The sequence below is a fragment of the Flagellimonas sp. MMG031 genome, assembly GCF_040112705.1.
GTDB lineage: Bacteria > Bacteroidota > Bacteroidia > Flavobacteriales > Flavobacteriaceae > Flagellimonas.
In genome coordinates this window covers 2,191,619-2,207,675 of sequence record NZ_CP157804.1, presented here as the reverse complement: position 1 = coordinate 2,207,675, position 16,057 = coordinate 2,191,619, and the positions used below count along the sequence as shown (strand labels likewise).

The following is a 16,057-nucleotide window of genomic DNA, read 5'->3' as shown; positions in this document are numbered from 1 at the left end:
ACTATTAAAAATAAAATAACGAAAAGGTTATGGAAGAAAAATCGAGTACTTTAAAATATAAACACTTGGGCATTTATACACAGAACGAACATGTGGTTTATATGCGGGAAGATTGCCATGTCTGTGTTTCCGAAGGTTTTGAAGCATTAACCAGAATCCGGGTATCCAATTTCAATACTTCCATCGTTGCCAGTCTTAATGTAATAACGTCGGATGTGCTGCTAGCCGGAGAGATAGGCTTATCGGAAGCGGCGGCGAAAAAATTAAAAGTGTCCGGAAATGAAACACTAAGGGTGTCGCACTTGGAACCTATAGATTCGTTAAGCCATGTAAGGGCCAAAATCTACAATCAAAAACTAGCTTATACGGCCTTCGAAGAAATCATTACAGATATTGTTGAAGGAGATTACTCCAACATTCATCTTTCGGCTTTTATTACGGCCTGTGCCGGAAATAGATTGGATGTCAATGAAATCTCGAATCTCACACAAGCCATGATAGCTTCTGGAAAACAATTGGATTGGAACAAAAAAATCGTAGTCGATAAACATTGTATCGGTGGCTTGCCAGGAAACCGAACAACACCCATCGTTGTAGCCATTGTTGCAGCCTACGGGCTTACCATGCCCAAAACATCATCGAGAGCCATTACTTCCCCGGCAGGAACAGCCGATACCATGGAGGTATTGACCAATGTTACCCTTTCTTTGGAAGAAATCAAAGCAGTTGTTGAAAAAGAAGGCGGATGTTTTGTTTGGGGGGGTACCGCCCAATTAAGTCCGGCAGATGATATGCTCATCAAAATTGAAAAAGCCTTGGATATTGATAGCGAAGGGCAGTTGATTGCATCGGTTCTTTCCAAAAAAGCGGCAGCAGGTTCTACCCATGTGGTCATTGATATTCCTGTCGGCGAAACGGCCAAGGTTCGTACCAATGACGCTGCCATGAAGCTTAAGGAACATCTCGAAGTCGTGGGCAAAGCTGTTGGCCTTACTACAAGAGTAGTTATTACAGATGGCACACAGCCTGTCGGCAGAGGTATTGGTCCAGCCCTTGAAGCAATGGACATCCTTAGTGTACTCAAGAATGAAGTTGATGCACCGAAAGACCTAAGAGAAAGGGCAGTTCTGTTGGCGGGCGAGCTGTTAGAGCTTTCTGGCGAAATCGAATCGGGAAAAGGAAAGCAAACCGCCAGAGGGCTATTGGAATCAGGTAAGGCATATAACAAATTTCTCGCTATCTGTAAAGCCCAAGGTAATTTTAAACAACCTCTCCTAAAACCTTATAAATTCGAAATAAAAGCCAAAAAAACAGGTGTTTTACGGCGTATTGACAATAGAAAGATTGCAAAACTCGCCAAACTTTCAGGTGCGCCCCAATCAAAATCTGCCGGTATTTTACTGAACGTTCATTTGAACGATGAAATAGAAAAAGGCCAGTTGCTGTATACGCTCTTTGCAGAATCGCAAGGTGAGTTGAATTATGCCTTGGAATATTATGAGAACCATGACGATATTATAACAATAGAATAAAAAAAGGACAAATGAAAACTATATTATTCAGTCTTCTGGGAAACCAAGAACTCACGGAATTATTGGCAGAGAAAATGAAAGCGGAAATCGGGGAATGTACCATACGCAAATTTCCGGATGGGGAATCCTACACGCGTATCCTTTCCGATGTAAAAGACAAATGTGTAATCATGGTCTGCACCTTGCACGAACCCGATGAAAAACTATTGCCATTGTATTTTTTAAGCCACACCGCAAAATCTTTGGGCGCGATGTGCACATGCTTGGTGGCTCCCTATTTGGCCTATATGCGGCAAGACAAGGTTTTTCATAAGGGCGAAGGGGTTACTTCTGGGTTTTTCGGAAAATTGATTTCTGGTTTTGCAGATAGCATCACGACCATTGACCCGCATCTACATAGAATACATTCGTTGGGCGAGGTATACAACATTCCGAACAGGGTCATTCATGCAGCGGACGAAATCTCCAAATACATCAAGGAGAACATTCATAATCCGGTACTTATCGGGCCCGATTCCGAAAGTGAGCAATGGGTTTCCGATGTGGCAAAAAAAGCGGGAGTACCCTTCACGGTGTTACAAAAGGTCCGCCATGGCGACCGTGATGTTGAAGTTTCCGTTCCCGATGTAGATAAATATAAGGAAGCGACGCCAGTTTTAGTAGACGACATCATTTCTACGGCCCGGACCATGATAGAAACTACGGAGCATTTGAAAAGTGCGGGAATGAAACCTGCAATATGCATTGGCATTCATGCCGTATTTTCAGGAAATGCCTATCAAGATTTGTGGGACGCTTATGTGGAGGACATCATTACCTGCAACACGATTCCACACCAGTCAAATAAAATTGATTTGAGCGATGTGATCGCCAAGGAAGTAAAAGAGTTGATGCACCACATATGAAAATAGGATTGCACTTAATAGTATACGTTTTTATGATTTTTTCCGCATACCCACAAGATAAAATGTTGATTGGACAATTGTCCGATAGATTGGTGGTACGGGAAAATTTTGATAAAAATGGAGACTTTCTGAACAAGCAAACTTTTAAAGCCGGAAAGCTAAAAGAAGCCAATGGTTACTATGAAATTGTTGTCACAACCGAGCTTTTTGATGAAAAAGGCACCCCGACCGATAAATATACCACCACTTACCGATGCAAACCGGATGAATCCAGTATTATAGTAATGGCCTTCCCTTTTTCAAAGCCAAAATCCAAGGAAACCGAAATCAATACAGTGTCCAAAAATTTCAAGGAACTCTATGACCTTGGGAACTTAGAGAATGTTGAACTCGAAATGAGCTTTGATTCGGGATTGTTGAACTTCTTTGGTTCCAACAGTAAGATTAAAATTTATGACCGCGTGTTGGAATCTAACGGAAATGGGAAAACAATCAAATCCAAAATCAATATTAAGGCCTATGCCATTGGTATACGAATTAAACAATTGGACTATGTTGCAAGTGAAAAACTTACAAGTGAGAACTTGTTATCATTCCAGAAATTTACCGAGAAAGACGGCAGCTATTTTACGATGACATACAAACAATAAATTATGAGAAACTATGACACCCTATCAGAAGCAATTAATGACTTACAGATCAGGGGATATACCTATGATTTCAATTTGGCCCCGACTGTATAAAATGTGCTTCATTGGAATTGGAAATCCATCCCGAAGAATTTGATGTGGATGAAACCCATCGTTTTGAAGGTATGAGCAGTACGGACGATAACAGTGTTCTTTATGCCATTTCATCAAAAGATGGTATAAAGGGGCTTTTGGTAGATGCCTATGGGGTCTATGCTGAAAATATCTCGGAAGCAATGCGAAAAAAATTACGATAACCCTTAAATAGAATACTATGGACAATCACGAAGAGCAAAAGAACAAAAAAATGGACCATTCTAAAATGAATCACGACAAAGATGACCATTCAAAAATGGATCACTCGAAAATGGAAGACCCAAAATCGGACGACCATAGCAAGATGGATCATAGTAAAATGGATCACGGTTCTGGCGACCATTCAGGTCATAATCCAGGTCACGGTCAAATGGGTCACGACCATCACAAAATGATGATTGCCGATTTTCGAAAACGGTTTTGGGTAACGCTCGTGCTAACCATTCCCATATTGTTCTTCTCGCCAATGATACAGGAGTTTTTCGGATATGAATTTCTCTTACCAGGAAACCCATATATCCTATTTGCACTATCTACCATCGTCTATTTCTATGGAGGTTGGCCTTTCTTAAAAGGTTTTTGGTCAGAGGTCAAAAAGGGTGCACCTGGAATGATGACCCTAATTTCCATGGCCATAAGCGTTGCCTACTTTTATAGTACTGCCACAGTATTCGGACTAAGAGGTGAAGATTTTTTCTGGGAACTTTCAACACTGATCGCAATTATGCTTTTAGGCCATTGGATAGAAATGAAAAGTGTGCTAGGTGCATCAAAAGCCTTACAGCTATTAGTAAGTATGATGCCCGCCGAAGCCCACAGGGTAAAGGGTGATACTATAGAAGATATTCCCTTGGAAGATTTGTTAAAAGACGATGTGATTTTAGTAAAGCCAGGTGAAAAAGTTCCTGCTGATGGGATTATAGTAGATGGTTCGAGTTACTTAAATGAATCAATGCTTACAGGGGAATCCAAGCCAGTGAAAAAAGATGAGAACGACAAAGTAATTGGAGGCTCAGTAAACGGCAATAGCACCTTAAAGGTTAAGGTAGAACATACCGGAAAGGACAGTTATCTCAACAAAGTAATCACAATGGTTGAGGAAGCGCAAAAGACCAAATCTAAAATGCAGAACCTTTCCGATAGGGCGGCAAAATGGTTGACATACATAGCCCTGGCAATTGGTTTTGGCACATTGGCAGTTTGGTTGATTTTAGGCTTCCCTTTTGTATATGCCTTGGAGAGAATGGTAACGGTTATGGTTATCGCTTGCCCACACGCATTAGGACTTGCCATTCCGTTAGTTGTCGCTATATCTACCGCAGTATCCGCCCAAAATGGCTTACTGATAAGAAATCGAACGGCTTTTGAAGAATCCCGAAAAATATCAGCTTTGTTGTTTGATAAAACCGGAACATTGACCAAAGGTGATTTTGGTGTCACAAGAGTTGAATCGGTTAAACAAGAATATTCAACAGAAGAAATCTTAAGGCTTTCAAGTGCCTTGGAACAGAGCTCGGAACATCCTATTGCAGTTGGAATCATAAAAAAGGTCAAAGAAGATAATATTACAATCCCGAAACCAAAAAACTTTAATGCCATTACTGGTAAAGGTGTAGAGGCCAATGTGGAAGGTAAGCAAGTGAAAGTAGTAAGTCCGGGTTATTTAAGGGATGAAAAAATTGCAATTCCTGAAGATGCCTATAGCGATGCCGCTGAAACGGTGGTTTTTGTTCTAATCGATGGAAAATTGGTCGGTTATATTGCCTTAGCGGATGAGATTAGACCGGAATCCGCTGAAGCCATCAAAATTTTCAAAAAGAACAACATCAAAGTCTTGATGGCCACCGGGGACAATGAAAAAACCGCCAAGGCTGTTAGCGATAAATTAGGGTTGGATGGCTATTATGCCGAGGTACTACCCCATCAAAAAGTGGAAATCGTAAAAGAGTTGGAAAGCAAAGGAGAGTTTGTGGCCATGACGGGCGATGGGGTCAATGACGCACCTGCATTGGCACAAGCCAACGTTGGAATAGCTGTGGGCTCCGGCACCGATGTCGCTGCGGAGACTGCCGACATTATTCTAGTAAACAGTAACCCACAGGATATTGCCAATTTGATTTTGTTCGGCAAGGCCACCTACAACAAGATGATCCAGAACTTGATATGGGCCACCGGCTATAACGTGGTCGCCATCCCATTGGCAGCAGGTGTTTTGTACTCATCAGGCTTTGTACTGGGTCCCGCAGTTGGTGCCGTGTTTATGAGTTTGAGCACCATTATTGTAGCCATTAACGCCCAATTGTTGAAAAGAAAAATTGGGAAAAAGTAATGAATAGAAAGGACAAACTTAACAGGATATTTTTAGTGCTGTTAAGTTTATTTGTGGTAATGCTCGGGTACGGTATTTTATTGCCTACCCTGCCCTATTACACGGAAAGACTGGCTCTAAAAGACAATCTGGATACGGACCTTATCAACTTCCATATCGGAATGTTAACCAGTATTTATCCATTGTTCCAGCTCTTGTTCGTTATCGTCTGGGGCAAGCTTTCCGATAAATACGGCCGTAAACCTATAATACTATTGGGGCTTGTAGGTTTTGTCGTGATGAACTTGCTAACGGGTCTTGCCACTTCCCTGTCGATGCTATATATAGCCCGTATCATAGGGGGCATCTTTACGTCTGCGGTTATTCCTGTCAGTAATGCTTATTTAAGTGATATCACTTCAGAAAAGCGAAGGACCAAAATAATGGCCTGGTCTGGGGTCGCTATCAGTTCCGGTGTGATATTTGGCCCTGTTCTGGGGGGATTTCTGTCGCAAACGAACCTACACTATACATACTCTTTTGGAGTGTTCCACTTAGACCGTTTTTCGGTTCCCTTTATTTTGGCAGCTCTTTTGGGCTTTGTGGTATTGCTGATAATCATAAAATGGCTGAAGAATACCGAAATAAAAAATCGTATTGCTTCTGAGGCAGTCAAATTCAGTTTTTCCCTGAGTAACTATTTTATCATTTTGTTGCTCTTGTCCTTTGTGATGCAGTTCGTGGTTACCTTGTTTGAGACCGTGTTTTCAATTTATGGGAAGGATGAGTTGGCCTTTACAACCAATCAGGTGGGTATTGGTTTTATGCTTTGTGGTTCCGTTATGGCAGTTTTACAGCCTGTATTTGCGACCTATGGAGAAAAAATGCTGACCTCGAAACAGCAAATAACATTGGGGTTATTGATTTCCGGTGTTTCGCTAGTTGTCTTCCCTTTTGTGAGCGGTGAACTATACATTTATGTTACTATAATAATTTTCGCAGCAGGGGGAGCCATGGTAACACCAAACCTGCTTTCGGCAGTTTCTTTGATTTCCAAGGAAAACACGGGAAGGAATATATCCATTCAAAGTTCCACGAATAGTATCGGTCAAATTTTGGGTCCGGTATTGGGGACTTGGCTAATAGCGGGAGGGTTTTATTATCCTTTTATTATTGCCGGTACAACCATTTTGGGTGCTATGGGACTGGTTTATTTTTTGAATCGACCAAATAAAGGGATTGACAGGCCATTATTGGCCGACCAGCATAAAAAAGGGTAGCGATGGACCATCGATATGCACTTAGAAAACGTAGTAAAACAGCACTTCAAAATGCTGTTGACAATTCGAAATATGTTGAATTGGTCCGTTCGGGAGAAGACTATTTTTTAAGGCTGGAAATGTTAATCGATAGGGCAGAAAAAGAAATCCATTTACAGACCTACATTTTTGAAAACGATGACACGGGAAACCGTATAGCCTCCTGTTTAAAGAAAGCCGCTCAACGAAAAGTAAAGGTATATGTCTTATTGGATGCCTATGGTAGCGCTGCATTACCCGATAGTTTTGCCCAGGATTTGGTACAGCATGGTATTTTACTTCGTTTTTTTTCGCCTTTATTCTCCTTGAACAATTTTTATATCGGCAGGCGGATGCATCATAAAATTGCGGTCGCCGATGAAAAAATAGCGTTGATAGGCGGAATCAATATTGCCAATAAATACCACGGAACCACAGGTTCGGAACCTTGGTTGGACTATGCCGTTCAGTTGAATTGCCCGGCAGCTGAAAATCTTCAAAAACTGTGTAGCGACTATTTTTTCAAAAAAGGAAGCTCAAAAAAAATACCACCCGTGTTACATTCGGCAGGTAGGGCACTCGTGGGAATTTTACAGAACGACTGGCTACAGCAAAAAACGGAAGTCTGTGATGCCTACACGAACGCCTTCATTCATGCCGAAAAGGAAATAGTTATCATAGGCTCGTATTTTTTGCCTGGAAGCAGAATAGCAAAGGCATTGAAAAAGGCCTGTAAAAGAGGAATAAAAACAACGGTGATCTTAGCGGGCATTAGCGATGTGCCTTTGGTACGTAGGGCTACCGAACATTTGTACTCCTCTTTTCTAGACCACCATATGAGAATCTATGAGTGGAACAAATCCGTGGTACACGGTAAAGCTGCGGTAGTAGATAATAAATGGTCTACCATAGGCTCATTTAACTTGAACAGTCTTAGTTGTTATGGCAGTATTGAAATGAACGTAGAAGTTCACTCGGTCAATTTTGCCAAAATTCTTCGGGCCGACTTTGAAATGGTTATAAGCCAGTGTAGCGAAATTACAAAGGGGAGTCTAAGACAAAGAGCCGGTATATTCAATAAGTTGGGTAATTGGATTTCTTACCAAATGGTACGCACAGCCATGCTTTTTCTAACCTTTCTTCCGCATTTAAGGTTTTTGAAAAATTATAGGTTATAATATGTTGGCAAGTGGTTAAATGGTTTCGCCTCTTTATCTGTCTGTACGGACAAGGCGATAAATCATGAGGCACAACAACTTAAAAAAGGAAATATATAATCGATGATGGAATACAAGTGGAAACTACACTTTGAAAAACACATAAGCAATCAGTAATATTCAAAAACAATAGCAATGACAGATTTAACAACTAGTGCGATTGAGCGCGTCCTCAGAAACAATTACCTCGGCCACTTGGCCTATCTATGGCAAGGGAAGCCTTATTTGATTCCCATCACCTATTATTTTGATCCTGCCGACAATACGATCATTAGCTATACCTCGGATGGCCATAAAATCAATGCGATGCGAAATAACAACTCGGTTACCGTACAGGTAGAAGAAATACAATCGATGTTCAATTGGGAATCGGCCATGGTGCACGGCACATTCGAAGAACTTGAGGGCAATATTGCCAAACAAAAGTTACACCTTTTTACCGAAGGCGTGAAGAGCATTATCCGTAGAAAAGAACGGAGAGAGGTTGAGTTTATCAATGAATTTTCGAGCAAATTATACGAAAGGGGAAATCCGATTGTCTATCAGGTCAAAATACTTGAGATTTCAGGAAAACGACGGGAAACGTAAAGGCAACATCGCTAATTGGATAGACTTTTTTGGCCTTGACAACCCAATAGGTCTAAATTCCAATGCGAGAATCTTATTTGTATTTTGAAATTATATAGTGAATGGCCATTTAAAACAACTTGGAACCTATCTAACTATAGTTCTGTAAAATAGATGTACTAAATGTTAGGATAAGATGTAACTTTATATCAATCAAGTAATGCCAAAACAAACAATTTACATAGTGTCACTTTCCTTGTTGGTTATGTGGTCTTGCAAAAAAGACGACCAAAGTTCACAACAAGTCAACCTTTTGTTTACCGAAAATAATTTAGCAGGAGATTGGAAAAGGATTGCAGAATTTAGAGGGCAACCAAATGATTCATTGGGCATATTGGAGCCCTTGGAAGATTTGTTTGCCCAATTCGAAAATTGCCGAAAAGATGATATTCTCAGATATGTTAAGGGTAACGAGCAAGAAGATAACCGCTATTTCTGGGGAATCGGGGCAATTGCCTGTCATAGCCAGATATCAAAAACTTTCACTGAAATTGGCACTTGGTCTCTCGAAGAATCAGGAAAACTGAGCCATGTTAATTCTAATACAAGTGAATACCATATTGTAATTCAATTAAATGCCCAACAATTACTTGTCAGAAGTGAATCGGATAAAAACGAAAATGGCGAGACTACGTTCGAATTTACGGAGTATGAACGCATAAGATAGCTTTTATAAAAATATCCAATTGATATTACCTGCCATAAAGGGATATAGAATTGTCCTTGAAATTGGCGATGAAAAGCCTTCCCTTGTCAAAGTGAATATCTGTTGGATAGAAAATGCCTTCCTTTAATATTTGCAGCAACTTTCCTTGATAATCAAAAATTAATATCCGGTTATTTTCTTGGTCGGTGATAGCTAATTCATTAGTGCTCAAAGTAATGCCAGAGGCCACGTTTATTTTTTCATTTTGGCCGATCGTAACAATATGATTGCCTTCAAAATCAAAGACCTGAACCCGATGGTTGTACGCATCGGCCACGAATACCTTACCATCCTTTAGTTTTACATCTATTGGATAATACAATTGGCCCTCATTATGGCCTTGCTTTCCAATAGTATAGCTATAATTTGGTGTCTGAACGATGATACGATGGTTATAGAAATCGGCTACCAGAATGGTATCCCCATATACAGAAACACCCGCCGGGGCCTGTGGCCGTTTGTTGATTTTCAACGGACTGGTTTTACCTTTTTTATATTGCCAGATGGTGTCGGTCAAGAATTCGGGTATGTAAAGTGTTTCCTTATCCATATGGATGTTCATCGGCCGTTGTATCCTCGTGATGGAATCCAACACCTTTCCATTCAGGTCGATTTTATACAAGCGGAAATAATCCGGATCTGAAAACCAAATGGCCTCCTCGTCCTTGGCCAAAGCCAAGGGGCGGGCTTCTTTGGGAAGTATAATTTTCCGTTCGAACTGCCATTGTTCTTTCGTTCTTTCACAACCGGATGTGAGAAGAACCAAAGCAAAAACCGAAAAAATGAATAACTTTCTAAAGTTCATACCAGTAGTTTAAAATCATAAGAGCAAGAATCAGCAAGGTAAATGTCCACATAAACCAAGTATTGATGGTACGTTTACTTTTGTCGTTTTGGCAGGATTCCCCTCCACTACATTTTTTTGAACTTTTAAAATTCTTAAAATGGGCAAACCCAAGGGCTCCGACCGAAAATGTGGTCAGAAAGGGTTGGGCAGGATGTACCCATTCAAAACTTCCGCCCAAGAAACCCAATCCCGCGCCGACCGATAGCAGAGCAGGCAAAAAACAGCACATCAAGGGAAGAAGGGCGGCAACCAAGCTGCTTCCCAATACCATTTTGGAAATAGTCTTCATAAAATCTATTCGATTTTGGTTAGTACGATGGACCATTGGCCAGAGAGGTTATCATCTTCCTCATCCTGCACCGTTCCGCTTATGCTTGCTGTTCCAACGGTTAATTTTTGTAACAACGCCGTAGGCGTATCCTGCGATACCGAAAATCGTTCATTAGCGGTCTCAATGTACCATTGGCCATCTTCTTTCGTTGCGTTTCCAATTAGGGTCACTTCAGCTTTTTTTGCCGAAAAACCGTTCTTTTTTACCTCTTCCTGAATGCTACGTAATTTAAGTCCGTTCTCGGCAGCCAATCCCATATATGCCTTTCCGTCATTGAGGCTGACACGCACTTCCTGAAGCCCATCCATCTTTTTCAGTCCCCGCTCTAGGCCATAGGCGCAAGGGGCGCAATCCATTCCATAAACTTCTTGGTCAACTTTGGTAATTTGCCCCGATGCTGTGCCAATTCCGAATAGACCTATCATCATAATTCTAAATATATTTCTCATTTTATACATTTTTAAAATTCTTGCTTTATAACCAATAGCTTAAGTTTATGGCCAATCGATACCTTTCTTTCACTGCCCCAAGTGTCAAGTCCTGTACGACCGGAAACATCGCACCGAACGATATTCCCCAAGCGCCATATAGTCCAAGAAAAGAGGGCCCGACCAGTATTTTTGTACTGCGCGAATCTGTAAAGTCCATTTGCCCCTCAAATTTATTGTCGCCAGGGAATTCGGCCAATGATTCTATGAAAATGCGCCAATCGGGCTTTGGGTAATCGCCCATAAATATATTGGGGCGATACCCCACTACCGCACTGGCGTAGGGCAGGTCGCCCAATTGTTCGCCACCTTTCTCAAAATAATATTGGTATCCGCCACCGATCCATCCATACCAAGTGCGCGAGGCATAGCCCGTTGAAATGGCCGCGTGTACCGAGTTGCCCACATTGGCCTGTCCCCTGACATCATCCGTCGGCGCAGAAACGCCCACGATGGCGGTGGACTCAAAGCGTTTTCCAACCCCAAAGGCGTTCGAGAAAAACCGGTACCAAAGGGAAGCCTCAATATCCCCGTTGGCGGGCATATTGCTGTTGCCCCGTGTCCTCGGTGCATCACCCAACCTTTCTATCATCGTGGGGGTGGTCAGGTTTATCTGCAGGTCTTCCGTAATGCCATAGGAAAACAGATAGCGGAGCATATAGGACGTTTCGGTCTCCGTACTTAGGCTCATTCCCGCCACGTTCAAATCGACCCCACCTTTGGCAAGGGTCGGTGTCTGAAGCCCATAGAGTGGGCCGTGGCCTTGGGCCATCGCCGATCCTGATATGGCCAATAACAATATCAATTTGAGATAGGGAATGTTCAATGATATTTTAGGGAATACTTTGTTAATCATACTCAAACACATTATAATTAGGATTGTCCGATTCCCGCTTCTACCAATTTCACTTCGGTGATAGCCGAATCCTTACAGCATTCCAAGAGCTCACCGTTCACTACCACAGCGGGAACTTTCTTTATGCCATATTCATCCATCTTATCAAGACAGGTCTTGTCTTCACATTGCTTGACCAAATCATATGTGGTTACCTCACATTTATCGCAGGCCATTTCCTTTATCATTTTGACCACTGGGTCACAGACCGGACAATTGGCCGTAAAAACTTCTACTTGACGTTTCATATTTCTGTTTTTTAACTATTTAAAATTTCTTTACGCGTCATTGAATTCAAACAACGAATCAAAGGTAGATTGGTGGGTAGGGTGGTCTCCAAATAAAATTTCAAAAAAATGGCCCGCGTCGTGCAGGCCATCAAATCGGTTGTGATTGCGGGGGTCAAGCATTTTTGTGGTTTTCGAGCTTGGCCTTTAGTGCATCTATCTCCCTCATCTTTTCCGTTAGGCTGTCCAATTCCAAATCTGGAAACTGTTTTCTTATAAATTCGATACGGCCTTCATTGCCACAGTTTCCAGGGCAGGCTTCGACAGTTTCAGATATTTTTATGGCCAAAGCTTTTCGATAAACTTCGTCCAGTAACAGAAAATGAGCTTTATCCAATCCTTTCTGTGCTGCCTTGAACTGTATTAAAATCTTCTCTGGGTCTGTATCTTCATCGAGCATTTTAATGAGGCCACCAATTTGCCCATTGATACTTTGCAACCTCTTTTTTATGTCCTTGCTTAAATCTCGTGGTATCATCGATTTTAAAATTTTGGCAATATATAATTGTACTGGGGGTGCTCTACAAATTTATCCCGAAATTATTCAACAACAACCAGAGCCTTCTTGTATTGGTGGGCAGACTACCGTCCCATAAGAGCAAAAGACACAGCAATCGCCTTCCTTTGGTCTTAATATTTGATTGCAGTTTTCGCATTCATAGAAAAACTGACAGGCCGTTGTTGGCATTTCCTCCTCTTTCGTATGTCCACATTCGGGACAGGTAATGGTTGAATTTAAAAGGATTCTCTCGTAGTCCATATTATTTTTTCTGAAACAGGTTATAAATAAAATTTTGCTCTGTTTTAAAAGGGGTTTTATGAATTTTTTCAAAGGATTCCAATAGGGTGAAATCTACTTTAAACAATTCCTTTAGTTTTTCAGGAGAATATTGGGCAATCTCCAATCCACTACATCTTTTTGGGCCGGTGGTCGAAAAAGTTGCCAGTATAAAATACGCTCCCGTCTTAAGGGAACGACCTAGTATGTCAATATACTTTAAGATATCTTCTTCCCGTGTGAAGAAATGAAAAGTAGCCCGGTCGTGCCATAACTCAAAGTCTTGGGTCGGTTCAAAATTCAATATGTCCGAATTTATCCACTGCACCTTTGTGGCTGACTTGCCTAATTTTGATTTGGTACGCTGAAGTGCATTTTCTGAAATATCAAGAATGGACAGGTTGTTATAGCCATTTTTCAACAAATGACTGATAAGGTTTGAGTTCCCCCCGCCAATATCAATAATTGAACTATCTTTGGGTAAGTCAAGGGAAGCTATAATATCCAATGAAGTCGAGGGTTTCCCTTCAAACCAACTTACTTCTTCATCACTTTTTCCGGTATAAACCTCTTCCCAGTGCTTTTTAGTGTATTCATCACTTTTCATAAATTTTGATATTTTGTTAAAGCATATAGGGAATATCCGAGGATAATGTTGGATAAGAAAAAATCATAGTCCTTAAATCGTTGATCCTCATCTTGGTCTTTATCGCTATTGCGAACAAATTGATGGTTTCCTCGGCGTTGGGACCAATTAAATGTGCTCCCAGTATCGTATGATCTTCTTTATCGACAATAGTCTTAAAGGCATATTCCTTAACATTCAACCGCTCTGCGTTGAACCAATTGCCCACCTCGTTATAATTGACCTGATATTCGATTTTTTGTGATTTGGCCTCTGCCTCGGTCAGACCTACGGCTGCTAATGTTGGCAAAGTGAAAACTACGGAGGGCATAGGTGGATAGCTCACTTTTTTCGTGTTCCCCTTGATGATATTCGAAGCTACAATATGTCCTTCCATAACGGCAACAGGTGTCAGGGGCAGTCCTTTTGAATCTGCCGCATCTCCGGCCGCATAAACATTTGGGTTCGATGCGCTTTGAAGATATTCGTTGACGGCAACCCCTTCTTTTGAAAAGGATATTCCGGACTTGTCCAGCTCCAAATCAAAAATTGCAGGCGGGCGACCGGCCGAATTGAAAACGGTTTCCGTTCTAAATGTCATTTCTTTACCGTCGGTAGTTCCTTTAACTGTATAGTGGTTATCTCTCTTTTCGATTTTAGAAACCTCGGTCGCTAGAACCAGTTTTATTCCCAATTCCTTCGTGGCATTTATCAAGTGTACTACAATATCCTGTTCAAAGTTTTCCAAAGGTCGTTTGCCCCTATGTACAATAGTTACATCGGCACCACAACGGGCGGCGATATGTGCAAATTCAAAGGCGATGTAACCTCCGCCAATAAAGAGCAGGGATTTGGGTAGCTCCTTTAAATTGAGGAAATCGGTACTCGAAAGTGCCAAGTACCCACCTTCAAAATCCAGTACCCTTGGTTTTGCGCCCGTTGCAATCACAATCTTGTCGGCTTCGATAGTATCTGTTCCCAACTGTAGGGTATTTTTGGACAGAAATTTTGCCGAAGAATGATAGGTGTCTATATCATTATGCCTGTATCCTTTTTCTATTTTGGGCGGCATTGCATCCACAAAGGATTGTTTGAAGGCCATAATATCCCGCCAATTGACATTGGGAACCGTATCGATACCCTTATCCTTTAAGCGTATTGCAAAATCCCTTACTTCTGTCGCACCGATGATTACCTTTTTGGGGTCGCAACCTCTTAGCGCGCAGGTTCCACCGTAGGGCAGTTCGTCAGTAATGCCTACCTTAAGGCCTTTGGAAGCACATTTATTGGCAATGGTCATCCCTGCCATCCCGGAACCGATAACAAAAACATCGTACTTTTTCATCTACTCGTTTTCTTTGTTTTCACCATCGATTACTTTATAACCTGTGCTGTTTATCGCTTTTTGGATTGCGGCCAAATCGGTTTTGGTCTTATCATATTCCACTAGGGTATTCGCACCTTCGTAACTGGCCTTGACGGATAATATGCCATCCAATTTGTTGACCTCGCTCTCTACGTGGGCTTCACACCCTGCGCAGGTCATTCCCTCAACATTAAACGTGTGCTTTACAATATTGGATTGCGAGACATAGACAATGTCCTTACTCGGCTGTGCATAAAACATATTGGAGTAATATGGAAACGCCAGCATCAATCCCGCGAAAACCGTAACTATTAAAAGAAAGCTTTTGGATTGCCAAAAGGAGGGTTTTGTATCATCCTCACAGGTACAGTCAATTTCCTCCTGTGTTTTTGGTCGTAGTTTCTGGTACCAGGCAAAGACCAATACGAGTATAGTGCTGCTGATAAGATAAGGCCGAAATGGTTCCACCCAAGAAAACGTGGATGCGATTCCACTGGTTCCTGCAATCAAAGCCAAAACCGGGGTTATACAACATATTGATGCCGCCATGGCCGTCAATATTCCTGCGTAGGCTACCTTGTTCGAGGTTTTTCCTGTTTCCATTTTATGCTACCTTTTTATTTTTCTGAATTTTAATAAACACATTTTCCAATATTTCGTTATGATTCTGGACCAATGAATAATACAGGGTTTGCCCTTCACGTCTCGAAACAATCAGTCCCACATCCTTCATTTTACGTATGTGCTGTGAAATTGCGGGCACGCTCATTTCAAGTATATCGGCAAAATCACAGGGACAAAGCTCACCTTCCTCATATAACAGGAATAATATCTTTAACCGTGTTTCGTTACCGGCCAGCGCGAGTATTTTGCTGATTTCGGAAATTGCCTCTGAGTTTGTTCCTAAGGTTTCGCGACAACGCATTAGTTGCTTTTGGTCGGCCTCGGCGCGTGTACAACTTAATTCAAGTGCCATAGTACTGTTTTTGACAAAGATATATTAATATAATTATTTAAGCAAATACTTAAATAATACTATCCATCGATGCTCTTTTAAAATCA

19 protein-coding genes and 1 pseudogene are annotated in these 16,057 nt (G+C 41.5%); 9 read left to right on the top strand and 11 right to left on the bottom strand.

The annotated features are described in order from the left end of the window. Positions 1 to 29 precede the first annotated feature (29 nt). The 9 genes and pseudogenes from ABNE31_RS09845 to ABNE31_RS09805 all read left to right on the top strand — a co-directional run bounded on the left by ABNE31_RS09845 (position 30) and on the right by ABNE31_RS09805 (position 9,339). Positions 30 to 1,532: a thymidine phosphorylase family protein gene (locus ABNE31_RS09845; RefSeq protein ID WP_067035877.1), complete on the top strand. Its 1,503-nt coding sequence runs from the start codon at positions 30 to 32 to the stop codon at positions 1,530 to 1,532. Positions 1,533 to 1,543: 11 nt separating this feature from the next. Beyond that, complete coding sequence (locus ABNE31_RS09840; RefSeq protein ID WP_067035874.1) at positions 1,544 to 2,437, top strand: ribose-phosphate pyrophosphokinase; 894 nt, start codon at positions 1,544 to 1,546, stop codon at positions 2,435 to 2,437. 32 nt (positions 2,438 to 2,469) lie between these two features. Then, positions 2,470 to 3,087 (top strand): hypothetical protein, encoded by a 618-nt coding sequence (locus ABNE31_RS09835; RefSeq protein ID WP_237685876.1) that lies wholly within the window; start codon positions 2,470 to 2,472, stop codon positions 3,085 to 3,087. A gap of 3 nt (positions 3,088 to 3,090) precedes the next feature. Then, positions 3,091 to 3,383 (top strand): annotated as a pseudogene (locus tag ABNE31_RS09830) (phosphoribosylpyrophosphate synthetase). Positions 3,384 to 3,400: 17 nt separating this feature from the next. Beyond that, entirely contained in the window at positions 3,401 to 5,551 is a 2,151-nt protein-coding gene (locus tag ABNE31_RS09825; RefSeq protein ID WP_176712428.1) for a copper-translocating P-type ATPase, read from the top strand. Beyond that, positions 5,551 to 6,810: an MFS transporter gene (locus ABNE31_RS09820; RefSeq protein WP_067035866.1), complete on the top strand. Its 1,260-nt coding sequence runs from the start codon at positions 5,551 to 5,553 to the stop codon at positions 6,808 to 6,810. The genes ABNE31_RS09825 and ABNE31_RS09820 overlap by 1 nt, the downstream gene beginning before the upstream one ends. A gap of 2 nt (positions 6,811 to 6,812) precedes the next feature. Next, positions 6,813 to 8,006 carry a phospholipase D-like domain-containing protein gene (locus ABNE31_RS09815; RefSeq protein ID WP_067035864.1) on the top strand — a complete coding sequence of 398 codons (1,194 nt, stop codon included), beginning with the start codon at positions 6,813 to 6,815 and terminating at the stop codon, positions 8,004 to 8,006. A gap of 174 nt (positions 8,007 to 8,180) precedes the next feature. Continuing rightward, the gene (locus ABNE31_RS09810) at positions 8,181 to 8,633 is read left to right on the top strand and encodes a pyridoxamine 5'-phosphate oxidase family protein (RefSeq protein WP_067035861.1); all 453 of its coding nucleotides are present in this window, start codon (positions 8,181 to 8,183) and stop codon (positions 8,631 to 8,633) included. Positions 8,634 to 8,832: 199 nt separating this feature from the next. Further along, positions 8,833 to 9,339, top strand: a complete 507-nt coding sequence (locus ABNE31_RS09805; protein ID WP_116183710.1) for a hypothetical protein — start codon at positions 8,833 to 8,835, stop codon at positions 9,337 to 9,339. Between the two features lie 25 nt (positions 9,340 to 9,364). Here the strand turns inward: ABNE31_RS09805 and ABNE31_RS09800 are convergent, their stop codons facing one another. From ABNE31_RS09800 to ABNE31_RS09750, 11 genes are all read right to left on the bottom strand, one after another. Continuing rightward, positions 9,365 to 10,183 carry an NHL repeat-containing protein gene (locus ABNE31_RS09800; RefSeq protein WP_067028995.1) on the bottom strand — a complete coding sequence of 273 codons (819 nt, stop codon included), beginning with the start codon at positions 10,181 to 10,183 and terminating at the stop codon, positions 9,365 to 9,367. Beyond that, a complete protein-coding gene (locus tag ABNE31_RS09795; protein WP_166247886.1) occupies positions 10,173 to 10,514 on the bottom strand; it encodes a mercuric transporter MerT family protein in 342 nt (113 codons plus the stop codon). The genes ABNE31_RS09800 and ABNE31_RS09795 overlap by 11 nt, the downstream gene beginning before the upstream one ends. 5 nt (positions 10,515 to 10,519) lie before the next feature. Next, on the bottom strand, positions 10,520 to 11,005 hold the full coding sequence (locus ABNE31_RS09790; RefSeq protein WP_067028999.1) for a heavy metal-associated domain-containing protein: 486 nt from the start codon (positions 11,003 to 11,005) through the stop codon (positions 10,520 to 10,522). 25 nt (positions 11,006 to 11,030) lie between these two features. Beyond that, positions 11,031 to 11,900, bottom strand: coding sequence for a hypothetical protein (locus ABNE31_RS09785; RefSeq protein WP_083157918.1), 870 nt, complete (start codon positions 11,898 to 11,900; stop codon positions 11,031 to 11,033). Positions 11,901 to 11,917: 17 nt separating this feature from the next. After that, the gene (locus ABNE31_RS09780; protein ID WP_116183711.1) at positions 11,918 to 12,187 is read right to left on the bottom strand and encodes a thioredoxin family protein; all 270 of its coding nucleotides are present in this window, start codon (positions 12,185 to 12,187) and stop codon (positions 11,918 to 11,920) included. A gap of 154 nt (positions 12,188 to 12,341) precedes the next feature. Continuing rightward, positions 12,342 to 12,704: a metal-sensitive transcriptional regulator gene (locus tag ABNE31_RS09775; protein ID WP_067036917.1), complete on the bottom strand. Its 363-nt coding sequence runs from the start codon at positions 12,702 to 12,704 to the stop codon at positions 12,342 to 12,344. A gap of 66 nt (positions 12,705 to 12,770) precedes the next feature. Further along, a complete protein-coding gene (locus tag ABNE31_RS09770; RefSeq protein ID WP_083158132.1) occupies positions 12,771 to 12,986 on the bottom strand; it encodes a GDCCVxC domain-containing (seleno)protein in 216 nt (71 codons plus the stop codon). Between the two features lies 1 nt (position 12,987). Continuing rightward, positions 12,988 to 13,611: a class I SAM-dependent methyltransferase gene (locus ABNE31_RS09765; RefSeq protein WP_067036919.1), complete on the bottom strand. Its 624-nt coding sequence runs from the start codon at positions 13,609 to 13,611 to the stop codon at positions 12,988 to 12,990. 16 nt (positions 13,612 to 13,627) lie between these two features. Beyond that, positions 13,628 to 14,974, bottom strand: a complete 1,347-nt coding sequence (locus ABNE31_RS09760; protein WP_067036921.1) for an NAD(P)/FAD-dependent oxidoreductase — start codon at positions 14,972 to 14,974, stop codon at positions 13,628 to 13,630. Then, entirely contained in the window at positions 14,975 to 15,598 is a 624-nt protein-coding gene (merTP, locus tag ABNE31_RS09755; RefSeq protein WP_067036923.1) for a mercuric transport protein MerTP, read from the bottom strand. A 1-nt stretch (position 15,599) separates the two neighbouring features. Beyond that, positions 15,600 to 15,971: a metalloregulator ArsR/SmtB family transcription factor gene (locus tag ABNE31_RS09750; RefSeq protein WP_067036925.1), complete on the bottom strand. Its 372-nt coding sequence runs from the start codon at positions 15,969 to 15,971 to the stop codon at positions 15,600 to 15,602. Positions 15,972 to 16,057 lie beyond the last annotated feature (86 nt).

Excerpts from the sequence above, each read along its gene's own strand:
- merTP (WP_067036923.1), bottom strand. The coding sequence starts at position 15,598 with ATGGAAACAGGAAAAACCTCGAACAAGGTAGCCTACGCAGGAATATTG.
- ABNE31_RS09825 (WP_176712428.1), top strand. The coding sequence starts at position 3,401 with ATGGACAATCACGAAGAGCAAAAGAACAAAAAAATGGACCATTCTAAA.
- ABNE31_RS09775 (WP_067036917.1), bottom strand. The coding sequence starts at position 12,704 with ATGATACCACGAGATTTAAGCAAGGACATAAAAAAGAGGTTGCAAAGT.
- ABNE31_RS09810 (WP_067035861.1), top strand. The coding sequence starts at position 8,181 with ATGACAGATTTAACAACTAGTGCGATTGAGCGCGTCCTCAGAAACAAT.
- ABNE31_RS09795 (WP_166247886.1), bottom strand. The coding sequence starts at position 10,514 with ATGAAGACTATTTCCAAAATGGTATTGGGAAGCAGCTTGGTTGCCGCC.
- ABNE31_RS09800 (WP_067028995.1), bottom strand. The coding sequence starts at position 10,183 with ATGAACTTTAGAAAGTTATTCATTTTTTCGGTTTTTGCTTTGGTTCTT.
- ABNE31_RS09790 (WP_067028999.1), bottom strand. The coding sequence starts at position 11,005 with ATGAGAAATATATTTAGAATTATGATGATAGGTCTATTCGGAATTGGC.
- ABNE31_RS09845 (WP_067035877.1), top strand. The coding sequence starts at position 30 with ATGGAAGAAAAATCGAGTACTTTAAAATATAAACACTTGGGCATTTAT.
- ABNE31_RS09805 (WP_116183710.1), top strand. The coding sequence starts at position 8,833 with ATGCCAAAACAAACAATTTACATAGTGTCACTTTCCTTGTTGGTTATG.
- ABNE31_RS09760 (WP_067036921.1), bottom strand. The coding sequence starts at position 14,974 with ATGAAAAAGTACGATGTTTTTGTTATCGGTTCCGGGATGGCAGGGATG.
- ABNE31_RS09785 (WP_083157918.1), bottom strand. The coding sequence starts at position 11,900 with ATGATTAACAAAGTATTCCCTAAAATATCATTGAACATTCCCTATCTC.
- ABNE31_RS09835 (WP_237685876.1), top strand. The coding sequence starts at position 2,470 with ATGATTTTTTCCGCATACCCACAAGATAAAATGTTGATTGGACAATTG.
- ABNE31_RS09765 (WP_067036919.1), bottom strand. The coding sequence starts at position 13,611 with ATGAAAAGTGATGAATACACTAAAAAGCACTGGGAAGAGGTTTATACC.
- ABNE31_RS09815 (WP_067035864.1), top strand. The coding sequence starts at position 6,813 with ATGGACCATCGATATGCACTTAGAAAACGTAGTAAAACAGCACTTCAA.
- ABNE31_RS09820 (WP_067035866.1), top strand. The coding sequence starts at position 5,551 with ATGAATAGAAAGGACAAACTTAACAGGATATTTTTAGTGCTGTTAAGT.
- ABNE31_RS09750 (WP_067036925.1), bottom strand. The coding sequence starts at position 15,971 with ATGGCACTTGAATTAAGTTGTACACGCGCCGAGGCCGACCAAAAGCAA.
- ABNE31_RS09780 (WP_116183711.1), bottom strand. The coding sequence starts at position 12,187 with ATGAAACGTCAAGTAGAAGTTTTTACGGCCAATTGTCCGGTCTGTGAC.
- ABNE31_RS09770 (WP_083158132.1), bottom strand. The coding sequence starts at position 12,986 with ATGGACTACGAGAGAATCCTTTTAAATTCAACCATTACCTGTCCCGAA.
- ABNE31_RS09840 (WP_067035874.1), top strand. The coding sequence starts at position 1,544 with ATGAAAACTATATTATTCAGTCTTCTGGGAAACCAAGAACTCACGGAA.